Annotated in this window: 4 protein-coding genes; 1 reads left to right on the top strand and 3 read right to left on the bottom strand. The window is 45.4% G+C overall.

Features of this window, described 5'->3' with window-relative positions:
• Positions 1–46: 46 nt before the first annotated feature.
• From RMO35_RS21505 to RMO35_RS21495, 3 genes are all read right to left on the bottom strand, one after another.
• On the bottom strand, positions 47–622 hold the full coding sequence (locus tag RMO35_RS21505) for a COP23 domain-containing protein (RefSeq protein ID WP_309744120.1): 576 nt from the start codon (positions 620–622) through the stop codon (positions 47–49).
• Between the two features lie 145 nt (positions 623–767).
• The gene (locus RMO35_RS21500) at positions 768–1,472 is read right to left on the bottom strand and encodes a trypsin-like peptidase domain-containing protein (protein WP_309744118.1); all 705 of its coding nucleotides are present in this window, start codon (positions 1,470–1,472) and stop codon (positions 768–770) included.
• A gap of 143 nt (positions 1,473–1,615) precedes the next feature.
• A complete protein-coding gene (locus RMO35_RS21495) occupies positions 1,616–3,007 on the bottom strand; it encodes a hypothetical protein (protein WP_309744115.1) in 1,392 nt (463 codons plus the stop codon).
• Positions 3,008–3,358: 351 nt separating this feature from the next.
• On the opposite strand from RMO35_RS21495, the gene RMO35_RS21490 reads away from it, so the two are divergent.
• Positions 3,359–3,997 (top strand): tetratricopeptide repeat protein, encoded by a 639-nt coding sequence (locus tag RMO35_RS21490; RefSeq protein ID WP_309744112.1) that lies wholly within the window; start codon positions 3,359–3,361, stop codon positions 3,995–3,997.
• The last annotated feature ends 291 nt before the right edge of the window (positions 3,998–4,288 follow it).

Genomic DNA, 4,288 nt, shown 5'->3' with positions numbered 1-4,288 from the left:
GATCTGTAGGTTGGGTTTCATTCTTCAACCCAACCTACAGATCGAACTAATTTTTTCGCAATAGCGCAAAATCGCGGAGATCGACGACTGGAGTACTACCACTTTCATATATTGGTGAACTTGCCGTTCCCCTTAGTACGCTAGAGAGTTGTTCGATCGTATTACCAGCATCTTGATAAGATTTGAGCGTAAATAACATATTCCGGCGATCGCAAGGTTGTTCGGCATCAGCCATCGCACAGATTATCCCCATACCACTTTTGCGATCGACCCCCGCAGTAATATAGTTGCGACCCTGTTGCAGTGCTGTTTGAAATTTGGGTGAAACTGTTTCGCACCGTTGTTGGGGTGTGGTTTTAAATGCCTCACTTTTCCAGATAATTAGTACGGGTTCTTCCCTAGATCCAGAAACTCTGGCAAGTGTAGCCGGAAGGTTGCTTCTACTGCTGGGATCTGCGGCTTTACCACAATAAAACTGGACTGTCGGCGATGCTTGGGCGACGATCTGCGGATGTGTATTTTCTGCCCTTACCTGAGTTGCTAACGATCCAGAGATCGTGATGAGGCTAGATAGCAATGCAGTTTTGAAAATCGCGAATGATTTGGGTTGAGCTAGTTTCATGAGAATTACTAATTAATTGTCGGTGAGCAGCTAGATTTAACAGTTGACATGAACTGAGATTGGGTAGTTATTGGTAAAATATGCACCACGAGATCGAAATTTATTTGCCTTTGGCGATCGGTACGGATACGGTTCCCCATTGAGTTCAATCACGGATCGTCGCCACAGGCGAACTTTTACCCTGACGGGCATCGATGACAAATTGACGGAGTAAATTGACACCGATCGCATAGTTGAGTCCGACATTGCCTGTAGCTCTACCAAATCCGCCTGTATTCACCCCGATTACTTCACCGCTGTCGTTTAATAATGGCCCACCAGAATTACCTGGATTGATGGGGGCACTGTGTTGGATGTACTTACCACCGTCACGGAGGGCACTAACAATTCCAGTGGTAAATGTATTTTGGAACGCCTCGTCTAACGGCGTACCGATCGCATAGGCATTGTCCCCAACTCTCGCCGCAGTTTTGGCAGGGGTAACTGTTGGAAATTTTCGACCCCGACGATTGATTTTGAGTAATGCCAGATCTAGCCCATCTTTGCCAAATCCTACTAGATCGGCAGGTATTTCTGTTTTCCCGTCCGCCATCAATAATGTCACCACGGCGGGTTGCCCTTTGACTACATGGGCGTTGGTAATCACATAGCCGTCAGGACTGATGATAAAGCCACTTCCCCAGCCCTTATTACCGCGAATCATCACCACGGCGGGATTTGCTTTGGCATAGACGCGATTGGCTGTAGTGGCTGCTGGTGTTTTTGCAACAGCGGGGATGAGATAAGCGGTGCTAAACCCACTACAAGTTAAGGTGGCAAGTAATAATGAGGCAAAAATTTTAGTTTTCACGATCTAGTGGTTGGGAATGTAATGATTACTTGTAGTTACCAGAAGCATCGCTTACTACCTTTATCATCTTTTGAACCGATTCGATGGCGATTGTAGCATATTTAAGGGGAAAATGCAGTATTCGGACAGATGTGGAGATACTGTTAGTTCTGAGTTTCTTTGAGGTAGCGATTACCTTTGGGTGAGGATTCTACTCTGATTGAAAAGGGCAGATCTTGGGAGTATTCTTCTAATTTATTGGCAAATTGTCTGACCGATCGAGCGTTACCGAGTTTAGCACTAGCTTCGGCTTCAGTAATTGTCCCATGTTTTTCGATATGTTGTAAAATTGAAAGATGGGGATTATCGATGAAGCGATCGTGCCATGTTTCTGGTATCGCAATCGAGTCGATATTGCGATCGATTGCTGGTGGTTTTGGCTCGAAGATTTGGAGGATCTTCTCTAACTCTACTTCTTCTAATTCTTGAAATTTAGCCTGAAATTTTAATTCTAAGTTATCTAGCTTAGCTGCTCTACTACTCAATTCTAATTGAGCAATTTTTAATTCGCGTTGTTGTATTGAAAGTGCGAGATAGTCTGGTGATGATTCGATGTCACGATTTCGAGCTGATATTTCTGCTGCTAATTCAGCTAATTTTGTTTGTTTGAGTGTTAAGGCTGATTCGGTATCGCTGAGGTGTTGTTGTGCTGATGCTAACTGCTGTTCTCGCTCTGCTAGTTCTGTCGATCTTTGGGCGACGAGCTGGGCTAGACTCTCTATTTCTAATATCAAATTTTGGTGCGTCTGCTGGCTGCTAGTAATTGTAGAATTTAGCTCGTCGATGAGGTGATGTTGCCGATCGGTCGAGCGATTTAAGTCACTGTTTACTATTTCCTGCTGTGCCTGTATCTGCTGAATTGCTATTGTTAATTCTTGCTTGGTTGTCGCACATCTGGCGATTTCAGCTTGGATATTTTGGAGAAATATTTTAGATCGATCGATCTCATCAATCGTCTGTAATTTTGCTGCTTGCAGTTGAGAAAGTTCTAGTTTGAGACGATCGACATTAGTATCGATTTCGAGTCGGCGGGCTTGTTTGTCCTGAATTTTGCGATCGATATTTGTCGCTAAAGTCTGTTGTTCCTGACAGTAGTGGGTGAGTGCGGCTAGCTGTTGCTCTAGTGGCGGGTGTTGCTGGCGATCGCGATCGATCCGCTCGGTCAAACTAGCTGCTAAACTCTGTAGTTGTGCTACTCGCCGCTCGATATCTTGGCGATCTCTATCCCTAAGTTGCAATTGTTTGTCGAGTAGCGTTCCTTGGTGGTACAAATGATGCAGCCGCAATTTGCCGCGATCTAATTGGCGATGTAACTGCTGTTGGCGTTGGCGCAAGCGCAAGAGCGTGCTGGCGGCAACTCCAGGGAGCGCGGCGAAACCGATGAGTGCCGACTGCGCGAGATTCTGCGTAAAGGGTAAACTACAGCCACAGCTCGCCACAAAGGCGACTGAGCCAGTCGCCAACCACTGTTTGAAGAGATGTTGTTTGCTAGACACTGCTGGGGAGGACGGTGGGAGGATCTGACAAGCGGATAAATAAGGTAGCCGCTAACCTACAGGCTGCACTATTCACAGAAATTATAATCGATCGCGTCCACACCATCTGGAGTGTAATTACTCATTTCGATTTAGATCGGATCTTGGCGATTGTGGATGTTGACTCAACCATGCTTGTCTGGCAATCTATCGACACTTCAAGGTATGCCATCCCGATGATTTATCGATCTTCACCAATGGGGAAAACTTGCTAACACGTTCGCCCGAACGGTATAAATGGCGACCGATCGTACATTGTCTCATGTGACAATCCCGATTAGTATTAATACCATCCCAAACTAATACACTTTTATGTCATCTAAAATCTTACTGTGGGCGGGACTAATCGGCTGTGCAGCTACTATTACCTGTGAGACTATTGCAGTTGCTAAAAATTCGCTGGAGATGTCTCACACGCCAAATCTAGGCGCGATCTCGATCGCCAGAATTTATAATAGACAAGGTACTGGAGATCGCTTCTCCTCAGCAGCGCAGAAATATCAGCGCGGCGACTATCAGGGCGCGTTAGCCGACTACAATCGGGTAATTAAAAATAACCCTAAAAGTGCTAACGCCTACTACAATCGCGGGTTAATCAAAGCAACCAACCTCCAAGATTACCCTGGCGCACTAGCTGATTATAACCGTGCCATTCAACTCAAGCCGAGTTATGATGCCGCTTACACCAATCGCGGTAATCTCAAAACCACCAATCTCCAAGATTACCAGGGCGCATTAGCTGACTACAATCGCGCCATTCAACTTAAGCCTAGAAATGCTAATGCCTACTACAATCGCGGGGTGCTCAAGTATACCTACTTAAAAGATCTAGCTGGTGGGATTGCCGATATGCAGCAAGCCGTTAAATTCGCTCAGAGACAAGGTAATCCCCAAGATGCTCAAGCAGCGAGTGACTTGCTCTATCAATGGCAGCAGACTAGTGGCAATTAAGGTGATTATTTGTCTCTAGATCCTCATTAGTTGCGCGAGCATATCTTAATGAGAAAGCGATCGTCAATGAACGATCGCTTTCTTATCTCAATCTCTAATTAAATAACGACAACGGGATTATTGGGCGGCTCAACTGCGTCTAAGATTTTCTGTTTCCATCCAACCATAAGCCACCTCAATTAAAGGTTTACCGCCAATTACGATCTCTTTTTCATGAACTGGTTTACCTCCAAACGCAGCGTAAAATTGGCAAGCTGGATTATCAGCTAAAACCCATGCCAGCATAGAATT

This window comes from Chamaesiphon sp. OTE_20_metabat_361 (genome assembly GCF_031364565.1).
The sequence above is the reverse complement of the archived record's forward strand: the minus strand, read 5'-3'. Positions and strand labels throughout refer to the sequence as shown.